Genomic DNA, 16,236 nt, shown 5'->3' on the forward strand with positions numbered 1-16,236 from the left:
ACATTGCAGCCGAATTTAAGTCGGGTCATCAGTTATCGGTCATTGGTCATCGGTCACTGTTAATTGTTCATTGTTCATTGTTAAGAGGGAACCTTAGTTATAAGGTTAACTATTCAGCAGCATTGGGATGAGCAATATAGCAGCAAGGATTGGGGCAGAGATGGTCATGGAAAGTCCAGAGAGTAGGCTTTTTTGTCGTCTTGATAATTTCACGCCCGCAGTAAAAGAACAGCAACGCTTCAAGATTTTGGCGGAGTTTGGTCTACTTAAAACAGACACTCTGCCAGTGTTTGAAGAAGCGACTCAAACAGCTTGCCGATTTTTAGAAACACCGATCAGTATTGTGGGCTTAATGACAGAAGATCGACAGTGGATTAAGTCGGCTGTTGGTTTATCTCGCTTGGGATTAATGAATGAGTTGCTGACATCTCGGCAACTGTCTCGTAATGAATCATTTTGCACTCATGTTGTCGATAGTCATCAAGTTTTAGCGATTTCAGATACAGCGACGGATGGAGAATTTTCTAGAAGTTCATTATTTCAACATTATGGTATTCGTGCTTACTTAGGCGCACCTTTGCTTACGGCATCTGGACATTGTTTGGGTACACTGGCAGTGATGGATCTGATTCCTCGTAACTTTAGTAGCAAAGATATCGAATTCTTGATGTTGTTGGCTCGACTGGTGGTTACGGAAATTGAACGTAACTGTTTGGTAAAAGCTAAACAAACAAGAGTTTTAGGGCTGCATACCAATTCTGATTTACACCGTTACTCTGTAGTGCCATCATCAGTACTAAATAAAAATGAGTCGTTAGAGTTTGCTTGTGCTACATCTGTAAACCCCGCTATTAGTATTAATTCAAATAGCCATATTTCCCTAAGTCAGGGAAATAATCAAAGTCATCAATCTCAAGAATTTACCACTCAAAAACTTAAAGTTAAACTGCTGACTCACATCAGCCAGGAATTACGCACGCCTTTGACTTCTGTAATGGGGATGACGAGTGTATTAAATCGAGAAATTTATGGCCCTTTAAGTAGTAAACAAAAAGAATATCTAAATATTATTCACCATAGCGGTCAGAGTCTAGTTTCTTTAGTAGACGAGATTGCCGCGTTAGGTTTATTGGATGAAAATAATCAAAAACTTCAACTCACTTCTGTAAATATTGAAATGGTTTGCCAACAGGCGATTAAAAGCTTGGAACAGGTAGCTCATCATAGACAGCAACAGCTACGGTTGTCGGTAGAACCTGGAAATCGGATTTGGTTGGTGGATAAAGATAAAATCCGTCAGATATTGTACTACCTGCTGTTGAGTTTAATTCAATCAGCAGAAGTCGGGTGTGTGGTGCGTATCCATCTTTCTCATAAAAGTGAAAAACTCAATATGGCACTCTGGGTGTCTCATCCTTGGTTAGGTGATTGCCTTCCTCAAGTTGAACTGTACTCTGAATCTGGTATTGCTAAGATTGCTAATAATTCTGAACTTTTACAGGACAATGCTACTGTTATTCAAGATCAAGTAGCTGATGCTTATTTACCTTTGGGAAGCGAAACGCTAACAAGTACTCCTCTAGTGGCGGCGTTGATGAATGCTGAGGATCTCAACATTAAGTCTGCTGTCGGCAATGACTCGCGTGAAAGTTTGGGGTTATTACTCAGTTGCTGTTTAGCAGAAACGCATGGGGGTGAAATTTTAGTTCAAGGTTCGCCAGAGTGGGGTTATCGCTATGTAGTCAGTTTGCCCCATATAGTAACGGGGGACGATCCACTGTAGTGTTAAGTTTGGGAAAAATTGTGAGTTTTTACCATTGAGTGTTAAGTTACTTTGGCAACTCAATCCCCAAGCTTCAATCTCTAATTTATGAATTTAGTTTGGCAACGATTTACTTTATCAGATTTGCCTCTTTCTCAGTGGCGCAGTAGCAGCTATCTTTATCGCTTGGTTGGTCCTCTGCAAGCGTGGCGACAAAGTAGCTGGTTGATGCAGTGGGCTGAAGGGATAGGGGCAGGGTTAATTAGTTTGGTTTTTGCTTTAGCACCCTTTGTGGCGAATGAACTTGTGGGTGTGTTGTTGTTGGCTAGTGCTGGTTATTGGGTGCTGCTGACACTATCTGATAATACTAGAACTGCTGCAACGCCGATTAATTTGTTAGTGCTGCTATATTGGGGCATTGCTACGGTTGCTACGGCGATGTCTCCGGTAAAGAATGCAGCTTTTACTGGTTGGACAAAGCTAACTTTATATTTGTTGTTTTTTGCTTTGATGTCACGGGTGGTGCGATCGCCCCGTCTACGTTCGTGGTTAATTACGGTTTATTTGCACGTAGCTTTGATTGTAAGTGTATATGGGTTACGTCAATGGTTTTTTGGCGCGGCGCAATTAGCTACTTGGGTCGATCCGACATCTACTATGTCGAAAACAACACGAGTTTATAGCTATTTGGGTAATCCTAATTTACTTGCTGCTTATTTGCTACCTGCGATCGCTTTATCTTTGGCAGCATTGTTTGCTTGGCGTGGTTGGATGCCTAAAGCACTAGCATTAACTATGTTTGTTGTCAATACAGCCTGTATGATCCTCACTTTCAGTCGTGGTGGTTGGATTGGCTTTGTATTGATAGTGTTCGTTTTCTTAGTTTTACAGCTTTTTTGGTGGAGTGTGTATCTACCGAGTTTTTGGCGCAAGTGGTCGTTACCATTGCTGTTAGGAAGTTTGGCACTGGTATTAACACTAACGGTGGCATTTGTTGATCCAGTGCGCGATCGCGTTGGTAGTATGTTTGCAGGTCGCGGAGATAGTAGTAATAATTTCCGCATTAATGTCTGGACGGCGGTAATTAAGATGATCGAAGATCGTCCTATACTCGGCATTGGTCCAGGAAATACTGCTTTCAACAAAGTTTATCCGTTATTTCAAGTCAGCCCCCGTTATAGCGCCCTCAGCGCGTATTCTATAGTGTTGGAACTGGCTGTAGAAACTGGATTTATTGGGTTAAGTTGTTTCCTGTGGCTGCTAATTGTGACTTTTAACCAAGGAGTGCGCCAATTAGGGCGGCTGCGGAAATTTGCCAACGGTGAGGCATTTTGGTTAATGGGTGCGATCGCGGGTATGCTAGGTTTGCTTGGTCACGGCTTGTTTGATACTGTTTGGTATCGCCCTGAAGTAAATACTCTCTGGTGGTTCATGGTGGCTGTGATTGCTAGTTATTACAATCCACCCAGGTTGTTAATGGGCAGCCACCCAGATGAGCAAGATTGAATGACAGTGCAGTTAGGAATTACGCACCAAAAGCCTGAAACCTTGATCCCCCCTAACCCCAGGGCTGTTTCATTTTCCAAGGCAAATTCTTAAAGAAAGAGCGATCGCTACCTGATAAAATCACAGTGATCGCTCTTTTTTTTTAATAAAATCATGCTTGTTAGTCTAATAGAACACTTGAAGAAAGTCAAGGATTTTCGTAAAAGTCAAGGAAAAAGACATCCCTTATGGATAGTATTATTAGTAGTAGTTTTAGGGATGATGTCAGGGTATCAGGGCTATAGAGAAATTGGGCATTTTGTAAAATATGAGCAAAGGAATCTGATTAATAACTTGGAAATATTTACGGAAAGATTACCATCTTGTGCAACTATAAGAAGGGTAATGATGGGCATGGACTGGCAAAATCTCAGCGAAGTTTTTAATCAGTGGGCTAAAGAAAACTATCCGCAAATAGATGAAACAGACTGGTTGGCAATTGATGGAAAAAGTTTGAGAAGCACAGTAACAAACTATGCAGATAAATCGCAAAATTTTGGGGTAATAGTTTCTGTATTTAGTCAACTAACAGGATTAGTGATAGCCCTGAGTAAAATCGAGAATAAAAGTAAGTCAGAAATTGCCGAAGTTCAAGATATAGTAAGGAATTGCGGTTTTAAAGGAAAAGTAATAAGCGCCGATGCGCTGCATTGTAATCAAACTACAACTAGAGCAATTATCAAAAGTCAAAATAATTATTTAATTGCTTTAAAGAAAAACCAAAATAAATTGTATGAGCAAGTAAAAACTTTAACAAATATGATTGAGCCATCCAGCCGATGTATCACTAAAGAACAAAGTCATGGACGACAAGTAACTCGAGAAGTAACAGTTTTTAATAATATTATTAAATTGAAAAACTGGTCACATATTCAAAGCTTGATTAAAGTAGAACGCTGGGGATGGAGAGGAAGCTCACCATATCAAGAAACAGTTTATTACATCAGTAGCATGAGCGCAGATGCGGAAACGTTTAACCAAAGAATTAGAGGGCATTGGCGAATAGAAAATCAAGTTCACTGGGTCAAAGACGTAATTTTAAATGAAGATAAAATGAAAATTCATCAAATTCAAGCAGCTACTAATTTTTCCATTTTAAAAACAATAGTTTTGAATCTTTTTCGCGGCTTGGGTTTCATCTCTATAACCGAGGGAAAAAGGTGGTTAGGTAATCACTGGAACAAACTGCTCATTATGACGGAAGAATTGACTTAAAATTTGAAAATTATCAGCAGTAGTTTTCGTTAAAAAAATAACTTAAGAGGAGCTTCAAGCCTGATGGGATAAAGCATCGGAAAATTTATGCTGTGTATAGAGTTAATCTATCAAGGAATAATTAATTAAAGTTATATTAAACATTAGTGCTAAATTTTAATTTGATAAATAAAAAAGATTTAGAGTCAATGTTGGAAATATAATTCTGGAAAATGAAACAGCCCTGCCCCTAACCCCCCTTAAAAAGGGGGGAACATTCAAAGTCCCCCTTTTTAAGGGGGATTTAGGGGGATCTCACCGTAAGTAGAGACGCGAAATTTCGCGTCTCTACATCATGCTTATCATCATCCCGCCCTAAATTTGATAGCTAATCGCGCTAATCACGTTTCATTGCCCGTTGCATATCGCGTTTGTCTTGACGTTGCTTCAAGTCTTGACGCTTATCGTGTAACTTCTTACCTTTAGCAAGACCGATACTGATCTTAGCTTTGCCGTTTTTCAGGTACATTTTTAATGGCACCAAGGTTAATCCCTGCTGTTCCACTTTGCCAATCAGCTTGCGGATTTCTTGCTTGTGAAGCAACAATTTACGAGTACGGCGCGGGTCATGGTTAAAATACTGGCTGGTAGTAGGGTGTGGTGATACATGAACGTTAATTAAGAATGCTTCCCCATTGCGAATCAAGGCATAGCCATCTCTGATGTTAGACCTACCTTCGCGGATTGACTTAACCTCTGTACCCTTTAACTCTATCCCAGCTTCGTAAGTTTCTAGGATTTCATAGAGGTAACGGGCTTGACGGTTATCACTAACTACTTTAAATCCATCACTTTTTTCACTCATATATTAAATTTAGCCTTAGTTTGAAAAAGATAGCTATAAGAAAATTAAGTCCCTAGATAGAAATAAACTTAACATGATGGCTGGTCATTGGTCATTGGTCATGGGTGATTGGTCATACAAAATTTAGTACTAAGTCTGATTGTGCCAAAATCAAGATTAACTATGTAGGTTAATCCTGTATAGGAGTTACCCAAAATTACTTTTTACACATCACTGCATGAATTTGGGCATTGGACAAGCATTAGGTGGGCGCTACCAAATTATTAGCTTGCTAGGACAAGGAGGGTTTGGTACTACCTTCCTGGCTGAAGATTTACATCTACCTGGAAACCATCGCTGTGTTGTTAAGCAATTAAAGCCGCAAGCAACTGATTTGTTGACTTTGCAAACGGCTAGGCGTTTATTTGATACTGAAGCACAAGTTTTATATCAGTTGGGTAATCACAATCAGATTCCACAGCTTTTTGCTTTTTTTGAGGAAAATCAAGAGTTTTATTTAGTTCAGGAATTTATTCCAGGTAATAATCTCAGTGAGGAAATAGTTGCAGGTCAGCAGTTAGGTGAAGATCAAGTTATTAGGTTGCTGATAGAGATATTGGAAATCTTAGAATTTGTCCATCAGCAAAATGTGATTCATCGTGATGTTAATCCCGATAATTTAATTAGGCGTAGTCAAGATGGAAAGTTAGTTTTAATTGATTTTGGTGCGGTTAAGCTTAGTACTACTGTAGTTACTAATGTTAATAGTAATATTAACGTGACTGTGGCAATTGGTACTCGCGGATATTTACCTAGTGAACAAGCCAATGGTAATCCTAGATTAAGTAGTGATATTTATGCGGTGGGGATAATTGGTATTCAGGCGCTTACTGGGTTACTACCTAATCAATTAACATTCGACGCTCAGACAAATGAAATTGTTTGGCGTAATCAAGCATCAGTTAGTGCTGATTTAGGTGATGTTTTAGATAAAATGGTGCGGTATGATTTCCGCGATCGCTATCAGTCCGCAACTGAAGCTTTAGCAGCAATTAAAAATTTTAACACGGTAGTTATTGCACCTCCTCAAGCTTCATTACAGGGTACTCATCCTCGCCCCAATATAAAAGTTAAAAAACTTATATATAGTTTATTTGGTTCTATAGCCGTAACTGGAATAATATTTGCTGGGGGAATAACAATTAATAATATAATTAATTACTCTAATGCTACGGAATTATATCAACGAGGTAATGCTTTAGCTGAGTTAAATAAATATGAAGATGCTTTAAAGGTTTACCAAAAAGCTATTAACCTTAAGCCAGAATATTTAGAAGCTTGGTTAGCTAAAGGAAAAATGCTGTTAGCTTTGAAACGTTATGAAGATGCACAGCAAGCTTATGAGCAAGCAATTCAAATTAAGCAAAATGCTGTCGAAGCTTGGGTTGGTAGAGGAGACGCATTAAATAATTTAAAAAAATATCCAGACGCAATTGATGCTTTTGAAAAAGCTATTCAATTACAAATTAATTATCCTGAAGCATGGAAAGGTAGAGGTGAGGCGCTGATAGGTTTACAACGATATCAGGAAGCTATTACTTCTTATGATAAAGCTTTACAGTTCCAGCCGGATGATTATGTAAGTTGGAATAGTAGAGGATGGGCTTTACATAATTTACAAAGATATGATGAGGCAATTTCATCTTACGAGCAAGCCGTTTCATATAAACCGGATTACTCGGTAGCATGGTATAATAGAGGCAATTCTTTAGTCAATTTAAATAAAAATAAAGAAGCGATTGAATCTTATGATCAGGCGGTAAAATTTCAGCCATCTAATTATCAAGCCTGGTATAGTCGCGCAAATATACTGGTTAATTTAGGTAAATACTCAGAAGCGGTTGAGTCTTATGATCAAGCCGTAAAACTTCAGCAATCTAATTATCAAACTTGGTATAGTCGTGGCTGGGCATTGCATCAATTGCAACGATATGAAAGTGCGATCGCATCTTATTCTAAAGCTATAGAGTTGAAGCGAAATAATTATCAAACTTGGTATAATCGGGGAAATTCCCTATATCAATTACAGCGATATGAGGATGCGATCGCATCTTACGCTCAAGCGGTACGCTATAAACCAGATTACTACGAGGCTTGGTATAGTCGCGGGAACGCATTGTTGAATTTAAAGAGATATGAAAGTGCGATCGCATCTTACGATCAAGCAATTAGATATAAGCCAAATTACTTAGAAGCAGTAACAGCGCGAAATGACGCACAGAAACAGTTAGAGGCTGAAAAAGTTAATATTGAGGAAAATAAAGAAGAAATTAATCAACAGCAGATAAATTTTTAAATACAATTTGTAAATTAATTGTTAATTATTTAAAAGTTGCCTTTGGTAGTTTGTATGCCTTATTTTTCTTGATTTTATACCCCAGGTCGAATTGTGAGAAATCCGATTGTGGTGTAACCTCAATATCACTTGATAAGTTGCTAATACAATCACTTAAGGTTTCTGCTCATGGTTTTGATGCCTCTCACTTTCCTGATGGTTTGGTTAGCTGGGCTATTGTCCATTGGGATACTTGGCGGGGGTGTCTATATTCTTTATGAATGGTATGAAGGGGATCTGGTAGGATATTCCTACTTGTTAGGTGGAGTTGCGCTAGTTTTGTGGTCTTTTGGCGGTCGTTTTATTATTCCGCTATTATTTCACCGCCCTGGAAATGATGAACCAAGTTTTATGCGTACTGGTAGTGTACAGCGCATACAAAGACCTGATGGTAGCGAGTTGCACGTAGAGTTTTATGGACCTGAAGATGGACAACCAATTATTTTTTCACACGGTTGGGGACCTAATAGTACTGTTTGGTATTATGCTAAGAAACAATTGAGCGATCGCTTCCGAGTAATTGTTTGGGATTTACCAGGTTTAGGGAAATCGAAAAGACCTAAAAATAACGATTATTCTCTAGAAAAATATGCGCGTGATTTAGAAGCAGTTGTTTCCATAGCTGGGGATAAACCTGTTATTTTACTGGGACATAGTATGGGCGGTATGATTACGCTGACATTTTCTCGGCTATTTCCTGAACTTTTAGGAAGTCGAGTTGCTGGTTTGATTCTTGTAGATACCAGTTATATTAATCCAGTCAAAACTTGTATTTTTAATGGTTTAGTAACTGCTTTGCAAAAGCCAGTGCTTGAACCTATTTTATACCTGACTATTTTCTTATCGCCTATTTTTTGGGCAATGACTTGGTTAAGTTATTTTAATGGTTCACTATATATTAGTGTGGAGTTATCGGGATTTACAGGTAAAGAAACTCGCGGTCAACTAAATTTCGCTGCTTTATTATCAGCTTTGGGTGAACCTGGAGTGTTAGCGCGTGGCACTTTAGCAATGTTTAAGTTAGAAGAAACAGCAACACTAAAAAATATTAATGTTCCGGTGCTAGTTGTTACGGGTAAGTCTGATATAGCAGTTGTTCCTGAAACTAGCGCACGTATGCAAGCAGAAATACCTAATGCGGAATTGGTGACATTAAAACCAGGTGGACACATGGCTTTAATGGAGAGAAATGAGCAATTTTCGGAAGCTGTGAGTAGTTTTAGTAGTGCGATCGCAAGTAAGGCTTAGTTAAAGATAAATTTGATAAATAGGAGATAAAAATGCAAATTAAAGATATGACAACTGATGAATTTAAAGATTTGATTAGAGAAACAATAGTTGAAACATTAGAGGAATATTTAGGAGATACTGATGAGGGTAAAGAAGTAAAAGAAGAAGTTAAACAAAAACTGCTGGATATCAGGAAAAGACGCGAAGCAGGACATCGCAGAGAAATTTACGGGTGATTGAAATACGATCGCACCCGCGACAACAACAAAAGTATCGCTCATCCTATTTGAGTTTTTAAGCAAGAGCGATCGCCACCATGAGAAGGTCGATCGCGTCCGCTATCATAGTTCTAACCTCTGGCAGATGCCCAGTTATGATCTGTTGCCTTAATCCCCTATGTCACAATCCCCCCAACCGTTCCTGTAACGCCGTCGCCAACGCCGAATGTACCTCCCACAATTCCTGCACCGCCGTCAGTAAAACCTGTACCAGCAATTAAATATGCATAAGCTCAAGCATAAGTGGATTCTAGGAGGCGCTATTTTATTAACAATCTGGGGAGGAGGATGGATATATTCTCAAATTAGATTTGGTGCAAATCCAATTTCTGTAATAACTTCCCCATCTTTACTCAAAACTACCCTCACAGGACATTCCGACTCTGTTAATTCCGTAGCCATTAGCTCGGATGGGCAGACTTTAGCTAGTGGCAGTGAGGACGGCACGATCAAAATCTGGAATCTCTCCACCGGGCAGGAGATACGCACCCTCACAGGACATTCCGAGTTTGTTAAATCCGTCGCCATTAGCTCGGATGGGCAGACTTTAGCTAGTGGCAGTGAGGACAACACGATTAAAATCTGGAATCTCTCCACCGGGCAGGAGATACGCACCCTCACGGGACATTCCGAGTTTGTTAATTCCGTCGCCATTAGCCGGGATGGGCAGACTTTAGCTAGTGGCAGTGGGGACAACACGATTAAAATCTGGAATCTCTCCACCGGGCAAGTGAGACACACCCTCACGAGACATTCCTTCCCAGTTAAATCCGTCGCCATTAGCTCGGATGGGCAGACTTTAGCTAGTGGCAGTGAGGACAACACGATTAAAATCTGGAATCTCTCCACCGGGCAGGAGATACGCACCCTCACGGGACATTCCGAGTTTGTTAATTCCGTTGCCATTAGCCGGGATGGGCAGACTTTAGCTAGTGGCAGTGGGGACAACACGATTAAAATCTGGAATCTCTCCACCGGGCAAGAGATACGCACCCTCACGGGACATTCCTTCCCGGTTAGATCCGTCGCCATTAGCTCGGATGGGCAGACTTTAGCTAGTGGCAGTGAGGACAACACGATTAAAATCTGGAATCTCTCCACCGGGCAAGAGATACGCACCCTCATGGGACATTCCGGCTGGGTTTATTCCATCGCCATTAGCCGGGATGGGCAGACTTTAGTTAGTGGTAGTAACGACAAGACGATCAAAATTTGGCGGTAGCCGATGTAGGTTGGTTAGAGTTGTTTGATTCTGTCAAAAGCCGACACCCTGAAGGGTACGGCTATAGAAACAAAGGCTGCCTACGCAGCCTTCAGGTATTATTTGAGAACAGAAGTTGCTTCCAGATACAACTGCGTTGCTTCTTTCAAATTGGCAAGAGCTTCTTCAATTGTTTCTCCTTGATCGACTGTTCCGATTTCTGGGCATTCTGCCACATACAGATCTTCTTCTTTATGAACAATAGCTGTTAGTAACTTAGTCTTCATTTTTAATTAATCCCATTGAGCATTATTGTAATTTGCCTTTTGGAGATGTCTATTAGACCTGTTTAATGTTATTTTTTATGTTTTTCAAGTCGCTGGTGAATGGCTTCTTGTGCAAGCTGAATATTTTCTTCAATTGGTGTCCCATCTTCCCCGATCATAGGTTCATACCAAGTTGCTTGTTCATCAGGAGTCCGACGACGATACAAAACTCGCAATGGTTCTAATTCATCTCGATGAGTGAGTGCATATTGAATCAGTTCTTTATTGCTAAATTGCTCAAAATTCGGTTGCATCTAAAAACCTCCAGCGTCCATTCGGGGGAATAATAATTTGTATGTCTTCACCTGCAAGAATAAATACAATACCTGTTTCGTCATCGAAACGAAATAATTCAATATTACGATAACTGTTAGACAGCATTTGGCAGACTCGTAAGCAGGCTTGAGCTTGAGCGTTGGTTGGTTGAATGTTTCTATCCTCAATGGTGACACATCTAATACAATCATAAAAAGATAAAAACGTCCTATCACCCAACCAATAACCTTAATACTGCCTTTGCGCCCTTTGCGAAACCTCTGCGACCTTTGCGTTAAAAATAACTAAGCCTTCAGCACTCAGCGCATCGCGTATCAGCTAGAACTACTTTCACAGCTAAAGAAATATAAATCTCTTGTGGTACTTATCGTCTGATTTCTCTTACCATATTTATTCTCAACCCACTATGCTTGCTCTTAGCTGAGTGCTGATAGCTGATAGCTGACGGCTTACAAAAATAAAAACGCTAAGATCATCAAAGATAAATATGTGCCTTCATGCCTCATCCTGCCGACATCTCCAACCTCACAACCTCCCCAAACGGACATCACCCCAGCAACAAAGATGAAAACACTATCCGCATTCGGGGTGCGAGACAGCATAATTTAAAGAATATAGATCTAGAACTACCACGCGATCGCTTAATTGTCTTCACAGGCGTATCCGGTTCTGGTAAATCTTCCCTGGCTTTTGATACCATCTTTGCAGAAGGACAACGCCGCTACGTTGAATCTCTCAGCGCCTACGCGCGACAATTTTTAGGACAACTAAATAAACCAGATGTCGATGCGATCGAAGGTTTAAGTCCCGCTATCTCCATAGATCAAAAATCCACGTCCCACAACCCCCGCTCTACAGTTGGGACTGTTACCGAGATTTACGATTATCTGCGCCTACTATTTGGACGCGCTGGTGTACCTCATTGCCCAATATGCGATCGCTCTATCGTACCCCAAACTATAGATGAAATGTGCGATCGCATTATGGAACTTCCCGACCGCACCCGCTTTCAAGTTTTAGCCCCTGTAGTACGTGGTAAAAAAGGAACTCACGCAAAACTCCTATCTAGCCTTGCTTCTGAAGGATTCGTCCGCGTGCGCGTCGATGGTGTAGTATACGAATTATCCGAAAATATCGAGCTAGATAAAAACTATACCCACACTATTGAGATCGTTGTTGACCGCTTAGTTAAAAAGCCTGGTATACAAGAGCGTTTAACCGATTCTCTCACAACTTGCTTGCGTCATGCTAATGGAATTGCGGTGATTGATGTCATACCCGATACATCTGTACAGACAGACTCCTCACCCAATACACGACGGTATTCTGAAAATAGCACAGATTTTCTAAAATATCAAGAAAGTAGCGAAAATAAGGTTACAGACAATAATCAAGCAACCCCTACAAATAACGATAACGACTATCAGGAAATTACCAAAGAAATAGTATTTTCAGAAAACTTTGCTTGTCCCGAACATGGGGCGGTAATGGATGAACTTTCGCCAAGATTATTTTCTTTTAACTCCCCTTATGGCGCTTGTCCGAGTTGTCACGGGTTGGGTAATTTGCGGACGATATCACCAGATTTGATAGTACCCGATCCAGAAGCGTCAGTATATAGTGCGATCGTGCCTTGGGCAGAAAAAGATAATTCCTATTATTTGGGACTACTTTATAGTGTTGGACAAGCTTATCACTTTGAATTGCAAACTATTTGGAAGAATCTAACCGCCGAACAGCAGCACGTTATTTTGCATGGTGCTGATAAACCTATTTGGATGCAAGAGCGCAACGATCATAGACGTTATGCTGGTGCGATCGCAATCCTCAAACGTCAATATGATGATGGTTCGGAATTGCAAAAACAAAAATTAGAGCAGTATTTAGTCGATCAACCTTGCGAAGTTTGTCAAGGCAAAAGATTAAAACCAGAAGCCTTATCTGTACGGTTGGGACAACATCGGATATTAGATTTAACCAGTGTTTCAATTGGGGAATGTCGGCAACGGATAGATGAATTAAAATTGAGCGATCGCCAAGCGCAAATTGCTGACTTAGTACTGCGAGAAATTAAAGCTAGATTGCAATTTTTGTTAGATGTTGGGTTAGATTACCTGACATTAGATCGTCCCGCAATGACCCTTTCTGGTGGAGAAGCGCAACGGATTAGATTAGCTACACAAATTGGTGCAGGTTTAACAGGTGTACTCTATGTATTAGATGAACCAAGTATCGGATTGCATCAACGAGATAATGGGCGATTATTGAATACTTTAACTAAATTGCGTAACTTAGGAAATACCTTAATTGTTGTCGAGCATGATGAAGAAACAATTCGCGCTGCGGATCATTTAGTTGATATTGGTCCAGGTGCAGGTATTCATGGCGGAAGAATTATTTCTCAAGGAAACTTAGATACATTATTGCAAGCAGAAGACTCTTTAACTGGTGCTTATTTATCAGGAAGAAAAGTTATTAATACGCCAGCAGAGAGGCGCGACGGAAATAAGCGATCGCTCGTTATTAAAAATGCCTACCGCAACAACCTTAAAAATGTCGATGTAGAAATTCCACTAGGTAAACTTGTTTCAGTCACAGGGGTATCTGGTTCCGGTAAATCTACCTTAATTAACGAATTACTTTATCCAGCATTACAACACAATCTTACCCGTAAAGTACCATTTCCCAAAGACTTAGAAAAAATAGACGGACTCAACGCCATTGATAAAGTAATTGTAATCGATCAATCACCAATTGGTCGCACACCTAGATCTAATCCTGTTACTTACACAGGCATTTTTGATCCAATTCGGGAAGTATTTTGCCAAACTATCGAAGCTAAAGCAAGAGGTTATAAACCAGGGCAATTTTCTTTTAATGTTAAAGGGGGAAGATGCGAAGCTTGTAGCGGTCAAGGAGTGAATGTGATTGAGATGAACTTCTTACCAGATGTGTATGTGCAGTGTGAAATTTGTAAAGGCGATCGCTACAATCGTGAAACCTTACAAGTTAAGTACAAAAACAAATCCATTGCCGACGTACTTAACATGACAGTAGAAGAAGCCTTAGAGTTTTTTATTAATATTCCCCGCGCTGCAAGTAAGTTGCAAACCTTAGCCGATGTTGGTTTAGGATATATCCGTTTAGGACAAACAGCACCTACTTTATCTGGTGGAGAAGCGCAGCGCGTCAAATTAGCCACAGAATTATCCCGTCGCGCCACAGGGAAAACCTTATATTTAATAGATGAACCAACAACAGGTTTATCTTTTTATGATGTCCACAAATTACTAGATGTCTTGCAACGGTTAGTAGATAAAGGCAATTCAATTTTAGTAATTGAGCATAATTTAGATGTAATTCGTTGCGCCGACTGGGTAATAGATTTAGGTCCAGAAGGCGGGGATAAAGGCGGAGAAATTATTGCAGTGGGAACACCTGAAGAAGTAGCGAAGAATAATAGGTCTTATACGGGGCAATATTTAAAGCAAGTATTGCAGCAACATCCACCTACACTCGTTCATAATTCTGACCTAAAACAATAATTTTCAATAGCGTAATTATCATAGCTAGCTATTAGAGCTTAAGCAGCAGGCTATGTTCGTCTTAGAAAATTTTTGAAAATATATAGCCACTGCTAAGGCTGTTAAGGCAAATATTGGTTAAAATCTGCGCTCATTTTGCGTAGCTTACGGGAAGGCTACGCCAACGGCTATGTCTGCTTACATCTGTGATTAAAAACTAAAATTGTGATCCTAAGCAATAAATCTAATGTCAAACGCGGCTATGGCGGTTGCTATATTTCACCTCTAGTTTAGTTAATAGGGGCGTTTAAAATAAAGGAACACACCAAATCCACCAACAGCCTTTTCATTTCTCCAAACCCCTGACATCTCCCATCCTTCTTTTCCCATATGGTTTAAAAAATCCGATGCTAAAGAACCCTTCCAATTCGTCAATAAATTTCCATTTAAATTGATTTGTTGAATTTCATTCTGAGTGCTTATTATCATAACAGTACAATGCTACTGCGGCATTCAACTCTTTATCAGCAGATACAAATGTCACAAGGGGTAAACTGTTAGCCAAAAGTGAATTAATCAGTATAAAATCAAAGCACTTTAATTACTGCTTTGAGCATGAGAGATCCTTTGCGTCGCTTAAAGAATTTACCTTGGCGAGCGCTTCTGCAAGTTTCCGTCTTGACTAACCTGATTGTTTTAGTATTAGACTTTCTAATATGGAGAGAATACCAGCGATCGCCTGTAGTTCGTCAAGCCCTAATTATTTTATATACGCCACCCTTAGAAATAATCACAACATTAACTGTAGCAGTTGGCGTAGGTGCTTTAGCTGTTTACTTACTTGAGCGATTTTATCCCCAGATTAGACTTGAAGCTAACACCTTATGGGCGTTAGTTCCCTGTTTAGCTTTAATTATTTTTCTTAAGTCACTCTTACCGCTTCCATCTATTTTATTGAGTTTTAATGAAGTTCAAGTAATGGCTATTATTATTGGCATCTTCTGGAAATCCCAACGCTATTGGAGATAAATTAAAAGAGATACAATAGATAGCGTATTGATTGATAAGGTTGCTTGAAAAATGAAAATTATCAAAGTTACCCCAGAGAATTTTAATGAGTGGCTTGACCTAACGTTAAAGCTGTGGCAAGATGTGTCACGGGCAGAAATGGAGGAGGGGTTAAAAAATCTTCTTAAATCAGAGCGTGAGGCAGGTTTTATAGCCATAAATGATGATGAAAAAACAATGGGATTTATCAATCTTTCTCTGAGATCGGATTATGTTGCAGGTGCTACAAGTAGTCCGGTTGCATATATAGAAGGAATTTATGCAAAAGATGAATATCGCCATCAGGGTGTGGGTAAATACTTAATTGATTTTGCTTCTCAGTGGGCGCTTGAACATGGATGTACTCAGTTGGCATCAGATGCCTTAATTGATAACACAGTTAGTTATGAATTTCATACAAAGGTAGGATTTCAGGAAGTGGATCGAGTTGTAACCTTTATTAAACAAATCGTTATTTCCTCATAATGCCGTTGTAAAACAACTAACATTATTGATGAAATAATTGATTCTAATGTATATTTTTATCCGCCTAAAAATTAAAGTAATAAAATTTAAGTGGTGGCTATTATTATTAGCATTTTCTGGAAATTCCA

At 39.6% G+C, this 16,236-nt stretch carries 14 protein-coding genes and 1 pseudogene; 10 read left to right on the forward strand and 5 right to left on the reverse strand.

Annotated elements, in window-relative coordinates; genetic code table 11:
* Positions 1 to 127 precede the first annotated feature (127 nt).
* From CRI9333_RS15685 to CRI9333_RS15695, 3 genes are all read left to right on the forward strand, one after another.
* On the forward strand, positions 128 to 1,783 hold the full coding sequence (locus tag CRI9333_RS15685) for a GAF domain-containing sensor histidine kinase (RefSeq protein ID WP_015204148.1): 1,656 nt from the start codon (positions 128 to 130) through the stop codon (positions 1,781 to 1,783).
* 87 nt (positions 1,784 to 1,870) lie between these two features.
* Positions 1,871 to 3,268: an IctB family putative bicarbonate transporter gene (locus CRI9333_RS15690; RefSeq protein ID WP_015204149.1), complete on the forward strand. Its 1,398-nt coding sequence runs from the start codon at positions 1,871 to 1,873 to the stop codon at positions 3,266 to 3,268.
* A 153-nt stretch (positions 3,269 to 3,421) separates the two neighbouring features.
* Entirely contained in the window at positions 3,422 to 4,522 is a 1,101-nt protein-coding gene (locus tag CRI9333_RS15695) for an ISAs1 family transposase (protein ID WP_015201778.1), read from the forward strand.
* Positions 4,523 to 4,898: 376 nt separating this feature from the next.
* On the opposite strand, the gene smpB is transcribed toward CRI9333_RS15695, so the two are convergent.
* The gene (gene smpB, locus CRI9333_RS15700) at positions 4,899 to 5,366 is read right to left on the reverse strand and encodes an SsrA-binding protein SmpB (protein WP_015204150.1); all 468 of its coding nucleotides are present in this window, start codon (positions 5,364 to 5,366) and stop codon (positions 4,899 to 4,901) included.
* Between the two features lie 217 nt (positions 5,367 to 5,583).
* Between smpB and CRI9333_RS15705 the strand changes: the two genes are divergently transcribed.
* The 4 genes and pseudogenes from CRI9333_RS15705 to CRI9333_RS15720 all read left to right on the forward strand — a co-directional run.
* A complete protein-coding gene (locus CRI9333_RS15705; RefSeq protein ID WP_015204151.1) occupies positions 5,584 to 7,701 on the forward strand; it encodes a serine/threonine-protein kinase in 2,118 nt (705 codons plus the stop codon).
* Positions 7,702 to 7,869: 168 nt separating this feature from the next.
* Complete coding sequence (locus CRI9333_RS15710; RefSeq protein WP_015204152.1) at positions 7,870 to 8,988, forward strand: alpha/beta fold hydrolase; 1,119 nt, start codon at positions 7,870 to 7,872, stop codon at positions 8,986 to 8,988.
* 32 nt (positions 8,989 to 9,020) lie between these two features.
* A complete protein-coding gene (locus tag CRI9333_RS15715; RefSeq protein WP_015204153.1) occupies positions 9,021 to 9,206 on the forward strand; it encodes a hypothetical protein in 186 nt (61 codons plus the stop codon).
* 400 nt (positions 9,207 to 9,606) lie between these two features.
* Positions 9,607 to 10,470, forward strand: a pseudogene (locus tag CRI9333_RS15720) (WD40 repeat domain-containing protein); the annotation flags it as partial.
* A 98-nt stretch (positions 10,471 to 10,568) separates the two neighbouring features.
* On the opposite strand, the gene CRI9333_RS25810 reads toward CRI9333_RS15720, so the two are convergent.
* The 3 genes from CRI9333_RS25810 to CRI9333_RS28610 form a co-directional block, all read right to left on the reverse strand.
* Complete coding sequence (locus CRI9333_RS25810; protein ID WP_015204155.1) at positions 10,569 to 10,736, reverse strand: type II toxin-antitoxin system HicB family antitoxin; 168 nt, start codon at positions 10,734 to 10,736, stop codon at positions 10,569 to 10,571.
* 68 nt (positions 10,737 to 10,804) lie between these two features.
* Positions 10,805 to 11,029, reverse strand: coding sequence for a DUF6887 family protein (locus CRI9333_RS15725; RefSeq protein ID WP_015204156.1), 225 nt, complete (start codon positions 11,027 to 11,029; stop codon positions 10,805 to 10,807).
* On the reverse strand, positions 11,013 to 11,270 hold the full coding sequence (locus CRI9333_RS28610) for a DUF6888 family protein (RefSeq protein ID WP_390370022.1): 258 nt from the start codon (positions 11,268 to 11,270) through the stop codon (positions 11,013 to 11,015). The genes CRI9333_RS15725 and CRI9333_RS28610 overlap by 17 nt, the downstream gene beginning before the upstream one ends.
* Before the next feature lie 278 nt (positions 11,271 to 11,548).
* On the opposite strand from CRI9333_RS28610, the gene uvrA reads away from it, so the two are divergent.
* A complete protein-coding gene (uvrA, locus tag CRI9333_RS15735; RefSeq protein ID WP_015204158.1) occupies positions 11,549 to 14,596 on the forward strand; it encodes an excinuclease ABC subunit UvrA in 3,048 nt (1,015 codons plus the stop codon).
* A gap of 273 nt (positions 14,597 to 14,869) precedes the next feature.
* Here the strand turns inward: uvrA and CRI9333_RS15740 are convergent, their stop codons facing one another.
* Complete coding sequence (locus CRI9333_RS15740; RefSeq protein ID WP_015204159.1) at positions 14,870 to 15,064, reverse strand: hypothetical protein; 195 nt, start codon at positions 15,062 to 15,064, stop codon at positions 14,870 to 14,872.
* A 126-nt stretch (positions 15,065 to 15,190) separates the two neighbouring features.
* On the opposite strand from CRI9333_RS15740, the gene CRI9333_RS15745 reads away from it, so the two are divergent.
* A complete protein-coding gene (locus tag CRI9333_RS15745; protein WP_015204160.1) occupies positions 15,191 to 15,604 on the forward strand; it encodes a hypothetical protein in 414 nt (137 codons plus the stop codon).
* Between the two features lie 51 nt (positions 15,605 to 15,655).
* Positions 15,656 to 16,108, forward strand: coding sequence for an aminoglycoside 6'-N-acetyltransferase (gene aac(6'), locus CRI9333_RS15750; RefSeq protein ID WP_015204161.1), 453 nt, complete (start codon positions 15,656 to 15,658; stop codon positions 16,106 to 16,108).
* Positions 16,109 to 16,236: the final 128 nt, after the last annotated feature.

It is taken from the genome of Crinalium epipsammum PCC 9333, from assembly GCF_000317495.1.
In the GTDB taxonomy this organism is placed as follows: Bacteria; Cyanobacteriota; Cyanobacteriia; order Cyanobacteriales; family PCC-9333; genus Crinalium; species Crinalium epipsammum.

Coding starts and splice junctions, on each gene's coding strand:
- CRI9333_RS15695 (WP_015201778.1), top strand. CDS start 3,422: ATGCTTGTTAGTCTAATAGAACACTTGAAGAAAGTCAAGGATTTTCGT.
- smpB (WP_015204150.1), bottom strand. CDS start 5,366: ATGAGTGAAAAAAGTGATGGATTTAAAGTAGTTAGTGATAACCGTCAA.
- uvrA (WP_015204158.1), top strand. CDS start 11,549: ATGCCTCATCCTGCCGACATCTCCAACCTCACAACCTCCCCAAACGGA.
- CRI9333_RS15705 (WP_015204151.1), top strand. CDS start 5,584: ATGAATTTGGGCATTGGACAAGCATTAGGTGGGCGCTACCAAATTATT.
- CRI9333_RS15685 (WP_015204148.1), top strand. CDS start 128: ATGAGCAATATAGCAGCAAGGATTGGGGCAGAGATGGTCATGGAAAGT.
- CRI9333_RS15745 (WP_015204160.1), top strand. CDS start 15,191: ATGAGAGATCCTTTGCGTCGCTTAAAGAATTTACCTTGGCGAGCGCTT.
- CRI9333_RS15715 (WP_015204153.1), top strand. CDS start 9,021: ATGCAAATTAAAGATATGACAACTGATGAATTTAAAGATTTGATTAGA.
- CRI9333_RS15740 (WP_015204159.1), bottom strand. CDS start 15,064: ATGATAATAAGCACTCAGAATGAAATTCAACAAATCAATTTAAATGGA.
- CRI9333_RS15710 (WP_015204152.1), top strand. CDS start 7,870: ATGGTTTTGATGCCTCTCACTTTCCTGATGGTTTGGTTAGCTGGGCTA.
- CRI9333_RS15690 (WP_015204149.1), top strand. CDS start 1,871: ATGAATTTAGTTTGGCAACGATTTACTTTATCAGATTTGCCTCTTTCT.
- CRI9333_RS25810 (WP_015204155.1), bottom strand. CDS start 10,736: ATGAAGACTAAGTTACTAACAGCTATTGTTCATAAAGAAGAAGATCTG.
- CRI9333_RS15725 (WP_015204156.1), bottom strand. CDS start 11,029: ATGCAACCGAATTTTGAGCAATTTAGCAATAAAGAACTGATTCAATAT.